Below are 5121 nucleotides of genomic sequence, written 5' to 3' on the forward strand. Positions count from 1 at the left end.
GATCAAGGGCGTGAAGGGCGAGGTCTACACCTGGCCGAACAGCACCTACATCGCGAAGCCGCCGTTCTTCGACGGCTTCCACATGACGCCGGCGCTGGCCGATGCGGGCGTGAAGGGCGCGCGTGCGATGGCGCTGTTCGGCGACTCGATCACCACCGACCACATCTCGCCGGCCGGCTCGATCAAGGAGGCCACGCCGGCCGGCAAGTGGCTGAAGGACAACGGCGTGCTGAAGGCCGACTTCAACAGCTACGGCTCGCGCCGCGGCAACCACGATGTGATGGTGCGCGGCACCTTCGCCAACGTGCGGATCAAGAACCTGATGATCCCGCCGCAGGAGGACGGCAGCCGCGAGGAAGGCGGCCTGACGCGCTTCCAGCCGGGCAACGAGAAGATGTTCATCTACGATGCGGCGATGAAATACATGGCGGCCGGCACGCCGACCATCGTGTTCGCCGGCGAGGAATACGGCACCGGYTCRTCGCGCGACTGGGCGGCCAARGGCACGCAACTGCTGGGCATCAAGGCSGTGGTGGCGCGCAGCTACGAGCGCATCCACCGTTCCAACCTGGTCGGCATGGGGGTGCTTCCGCTGCAGTTCCGCGGCACGGATTCATGGCAGTCGCTGGGCATTACCGGCGATGAGACCTTCGACGTGCTGCTGGGCGCCGACCTGAAGCCGCAGCAGGAAGCGACGCTGGTGATCAAGCGGGTGGACGGCACGCAGCACGACGTGAAGCTGACGCTGCGCATCGACACGCCGATCGAGGTGGACTACTACAAGCACGGGGGCATCCTGCCGTTCGTGCTGAGGCAGCTGCTCGCCGCCTGATCGCCAGTTGAGCGTCAGGCCTTCAGAGCCTTCGCGAACGCTTCTTCCGAGAACCCGACGGTCACCCGGCCGTCGGGCCAGCGCACCACCGGGCGCTTGATCGTGCTCGGCTGCGCCTGCATCACGGCGCGCGCCGACGCGGCATCGGTCACGCCGGCCTGGGTCGCGTCGTCGAGCCCGCGCCAGGTGTTGCCCTTGCGGTTCAGCAGCACCTCCCACCCGACCTGCGTCAGCCAGCCGTCGATCAGCGCGTCAGGCACGCCCTCTTTCTTGAAGTCGTGGAACTGCACCTCGGCGCCCTGCCCGGCCAGCCACTGGCGGGCCTTCTTGACGGTGTCGCAGTTGGGGATGCCATACAGGGAGATCGAAGCGGAAGCGCTCATGGTCGGCTGTCGTTGTCGTGATCGTTGTAGTCGCACATCGGATCGATCCCGTACCCGGTCTCGACCACCTTGCCATCATCGCCGACGCTGACCTGGAACCACTGGCAGAACGGCGTCCAGTAGCGGTACGACCACACCGTCAGGTGCTGCCGGCCGATGTGCTGCTGCTGCGCCGGACGGCCGAACTCGAACAGGATCTGCGAGCCCGGCGTGCCGATGGCCACCGCGTTGAAGCGCTCCTCGGTCAGCACCTGCTGCCAGCCACCCAGCCGGCCCTGCGCATCGACGTCGAGCATGTAGGTGTGCTTGCCGAACGGGCCACGCGCGTACTCGAGGCGCTTGCCGCCGCCGGGCAGCGGGTACTCGCCGGTGGGCGGGCCCATGCGCTCGGTGATCGCGCCGGTGGTCGCGCCGGGCATCAGGCCGCCGGGGCCGTAGCCTGCGCAGCCGGCGAGAAGCAGCAGCGACGCCGCATGGAGCAGCACAGCCAAGCGGACGCCGCGGAACCGGCTTTGCCGGGCCGCTGGCGGCGCCCCCTGGGGGGAGGCGCCGAAGGCGCTTCGGGGGGAGCGTTTCATCAGAACCAGCCGGCCTTTTGCGCGCCCGCCAGCAATGCAGTCGCCAACTCGGCCATCTGCTTGTTCACCTCTTTCGACGGTGCAGTGGTCGCGCGGCCGGTCCACATCAGCTTGCCGCTGCGCACGTCGGTGATGCTGGTCTCGGCCGCATAGCCGACCGTCGCGTTGCCGCCACCGCCCACCGGTGTCGACATGCCGACGCCCAGCCCGACGCCGGAGCCGAAGGTGCCGAGCCCGAAACCGAGGCTCACGCCGCTGTCGGGGCGCGACAGCGAAGGCATCGCGCGCGTGCGCAGCACCGCGCTGGCGCCGCGCTCGCGCGCGATCGCGACGTACTCGTTGGTGGGCTTGGACGCAGCGGCCGTGTTGCCGGCCAGCGCGCGATCGGTGTCGTCGAACGCGACCGCCGTCGCCCCGCGCGCGGTGACCTCGGAACGCATCTGGTCCTGGCAGATCTGGCGCAGCGGGGCCTCGTCGGCATCGCACACCACCAGCACCTTCGCGCCTTGCAGCGAGGTCGGCGCCACGGCCGGGTCACTCCACTGCGAATCGAGGCGCGTGGTCGATGCACAACCCGCAGCCACCAGCAGCACCAACGGGCCGCACAGCCCGCCCATCCATCGGATCGTGACCATCGTGTCGCTCCAGAAAGAGAAGAGGCGGTCAGTGCGCTGCACTGACCGCCAAGGGACCGCCGAATTCGGAGGAGCATTACCAGCGGCCCAACCCCGAAGTCATGCTAAGACCGGGGGTCGAGGCACGGTGTAGGACGAAATCCCGACCTGCCCTAGGCGCCGCGGCCAGCCCGCCGATGCCGGCTATTCTGGATCAGAGACGTGGATCAGAGACCGAGCCGCGGACGACCGGGCGCGGCCGTCACCGGCGCGCGGGCCGGCAGGTCGGCGTCGCGCACCACCACCGGCGGCTCGACCGGCACCGGTGCACTGCGGCTGACCCATTCGGGCAGCCAGGCCAGCAGCCACGAGAGCGCGAGGAAGGCACCGAAGCCGATCACCGCGAACGCCACCATCATCACCGCGTGCTCCCACGGATCGGTGAGGAAGCCGAACGCGAAGGCAGACAGTGCGGCCACGCCACCCGCCCGCCAGCGCCCGGTGGCGCCGAGCATGCCGCCCAGCGCCACGCCGTAGCTGCACAGGAAGATCAACGCCAGCAGCAGCTGGGGCAGGCCCATGGTGCGAAGGGTTTGGTGCAGGTCCGACATGGTTTTCAGCGTATTCGCGCGCTGTCGGTTTGCGTGTAGGAAGAGAGCTCGATATTTCAGAGCTGTAACGGACGTAGCTGCCGTGCAACAGGCGCCTTGCGCAAAATCGCACGCCCGCGGTCGGTGAGCTTCAACACGCCGTCTTCTTCGCTGAGCAGGCCCTGCACGCAGTAGGCCTGCACGAGGTCCTCGCTGATCGCATTGCCGTGCTTCTCGTACAGGAACTGCATCGCCTGGTCGAAGGCAGGAAGGTAGCTGGTGTGCATGCGGGGCCCCATCGTTGGCGGAATGGGTCCACTTTACGGATGCACACTTTGTTGCGGCATCGCGCATTCGAGGGGGTTGATATCCGCCTCAAGGAGGAGCCGCGGCGCCGTACCAGCGTTGCAGCGCCAACTGCCCGTGGCGCTCGCGCGCGTCCGGCGACGGCAGCCAGCGCCGCCAGCTCGCCGCGGCGCGTGCGAGGAAATCGAGCAGCGCCATGTGCTGGCGCAGCACACGCTGCTGGCGGTGCGCGATCAGCGGGTTGAAGATGCCGTGGCGCGAGAACAGCTGGCGGGGATTCTTCTTGACCCACAGCCACGAGCCCATCTCCAGCGTCAGCGGCAGCAGCAGGCGCTGCGGCAGCGCCGACGCGCGCTGGTAGAGGTGATCCCACAGGTCGCCGTGCGCGAGGTACTGGCGGCTCTGCGGCTCGAACACGTAGCGGTTGTTCGGATGCGATTGCTGGAAGATGCCGTGCAGCGCGTCCATCTCGGCCAGGTGGGCCATCGGCGCTCGCGTGTGCGCATACGGGAACCACAGCCGGTCGCGCAGCCCGAAGCCCGAGTGGCAGTCGACCGCCAGGCTGAACGGCCGCGTGAGCAGTTCGTCTTCGACCACGCGGCACAGCGCCGCGCTCTCGGGCTGCATCGGCGCCCCCGCCGGGCCGCGGTACCACGGCAGCGACGCGCTCAGGCGCTGCCCGCCGAGCAGGAAGGGCACGCGGTCCTGCGCCTCGACCGGCGCGTTGCGCATCAGGTCGACGCCCTGCGGGTTGGCCCGCGTACCGCGTGCGATGCCRCCGGGATTGACGACCGGCATGAACACCATGCGCACGCCATCGAGCTGGCGGTGCAGCGACTCGTCCCAGCGCAGCCGCATCACCAGGCTGCGCAGGTGCGCCATCACGACGGCCGAGCCGATGCGCTCCAGCCCGTGCACGCCGCCGAAGAAGCCGACCGCCGGGATGTCGGGCGCCGGGTTGCCGAGCGTCACGGCGATCACCGGCAGGCGCTGCCCGCCTGCCGTGGCTGCGGCGTCGACCTCGCACAGCACCCGCGCGCCCAGGTGCGTGCCGCCCTCGTCGATGAGGCGCTGCAATTCGATCAGTTCGGTCGGGGTCTGCAAGGGATGGCGGGCTCGCGGTGCCGGCCGAGGATAGCAGCGGCCGGCCGAGGTCCAGCGCGCGCAGCAAGCCGATGCCGCGCACCCCTTGCAGGCCGAAGCGGTCGGACAGCGCCTGCAGCCGATCGACCAGGTGGTCGCCGGTGGCACGCACCCGCGCCAGGAAGCCGTCGGCCAGCACCTCGTGCAGCACCGACAGGCCGACCGCGCACATCAGCGGGTTGCCGTTGAAGGTGCCGCCCTGGTCGCCGTGCGCGAACACGCAGGCCCGCTGCCGGGCCAGCAGCGCACCGATCGGCACGCCGCCGCCCAGGCCCTTGGCCAGCGTCGCGATGTCCGGCACGACACCGAAGTGCTGGTAGCCGAACAGCCTGCCCAGGCGGCCGATGCCGGTCTGGACTTCGTCGAACACCAGCAGCAGCCCGTGCCGGTCGCACAGCGCGCGCAGGCCTTGCAGGAACTCGGGCGTGGCCGCGTGCACGCCGCTTTCGCCCTGCACCGGCTCGAGCATGACGGCCACGGTGTCCGGGCCGACCAGGGCCTGCACCGACGCGAGGTCGTTGAGCACCGCCTTCGGGAACCCGGCCACCTGCGGCGCGAACATGCGGTCCCAGCCCGGCTTGCCGGAGGCCGACATCGTGGCCAGCGTGCGGCCGTGGAAGGCGTCGCGGAAGGTGATGATCTCGTGGGCGCCGCCCCGGTGCAGCTGCCCCCACT

At 69.7% G+C, this 5121-nt stretch carries 6 protein-coding genes and 2 pseudogenes; 1 reads left to right on the plus strand and 7 read right to left on the minus strand.

Annotated features, from left to right (window positions below):
• Nucleotides 1-832: pseudogene (acnA, locus tag AC1D15_RS19385) on the plus strand (aconitate hydratase); the annotation flags it as partial.
• Between the two features lie 14 nt (nucleotides 833-846).
• Here the strand turns inward: acnA and AC1D15_RS19390 are convergent.
• From AC1D15_RS19390 to AC1D15_RS19420, 7 genes and pseudogenes are all read right to left on the minus strand, one after another.
• Nucleotides 847-1215: an ArsC family reductase gene (locus tag AC1D15_RS19390; protein ID WP_477827264.1), complete on the minus strand. Its 369-nt coding sequence runs from the start codon at nucleotides 1213-1215 to the stop codon at nucleotides 847-849.
• Nucleotides 1212-1700, minus strand: coding sequence for a hypothetical protein (locus tag AC1D15_RS19395; protein ID WP_477827267.1), 489 nt, complete (start codon nucleotides 1698-1700; stop codon nucleotides 1212-1214). Before AC1D15_RS19395 ends, AC1D15_RS19390 begins: the two co-directional genes overlap by 4 nt.
• Before the next feature lie 92 nt (nucleotides 1701-1792).
• On the minus strand, nucleotides 1793-2428 hold the full coding sequence (locus tag AC1D15_RS19400; protein ID WP_477827265.1) for a hypothetical protein: 636 nt from the start codon (nucleotides 2426-2428) through the stop codon (nucleotides 1793-1795).
• Nucleotides 2429-2634: 206 nt separating this feature from the next.
• Nucleotides 2635-2988, minus strand: coding sequence for a hypothetical protein (locus AC1D15_RS19405; RefSeq protein ID WP_465114652.1), 354 nt, complete (start codon nucleotides 2986-2988; stop codon nucleotides 2635-2637).
• An 86-nt stretch (nucleotides 2989-3074) separates the two neighbouring features.
• Entirely contained in the window at nucleotides 3075-3284 is a 210-nt protein-coding gene (locus AC1D15_RS19410; protein WP_047505622.1) for a hypothetical protein, read from the minus strand.
• 88 nt (nucleotides 3285-3372) lie between these two features.
• Entirely contained in the window at nucleotides 3373-4407 is a 1035-nt protein-coding gene (locus AC1D15_RS19415; protein ID WP_477827266.1) for a M14 family zinc carboxypeptidase, read from the minus strand.
• A gap of 40 nt (nucleotides 4408-4447) precedes the next feature.
• Nucleotides 4448-5121: pseudogene (locus AC1D15_RS19420) on the minus strand (aminotransferase class III-fold pyridoxal phosphate-dependent enzyme); the annotation flags it as partial.

It is taken from the genome of Rhizobacter sp. P2_H2 (genome assembly GCF_056403375.1).

Excerpts from the sequence above, each read along its gene's own strand:
- AC1D15_RS19400 (WP_477827265.1), bottom strand. The coding sequence starts at position 2,428 with ATGGTCACGATCCGATGGATGGGCGGGCTGTGCGGCCCGTTGGTGCTG.
- AC1D15_RS19390 (WP_477827264.1), bottom strand. The coding sequence starts at position 1,215 with ATGAGCGCTTCCGCTTCGATCTCCCTGTATGGCATCCCCAACTGCGAC.
- AC1D15_RS19405 (WP_465114652.1), bottom strand. The coding sequence starts at position 2,988 with ATGGGCCTGCCCCAGCTGCTGCTGGCGTTGATCTTCCTGTGCAGCTAC.
- AC1D15_RS19410 (WP_047505622.1), bottom strand. The coding sequence starts at position 3,284 with ATGCACACCAGCTACCTTCCTGCCTTCGACCAGGCGATGCAGTTCCTG.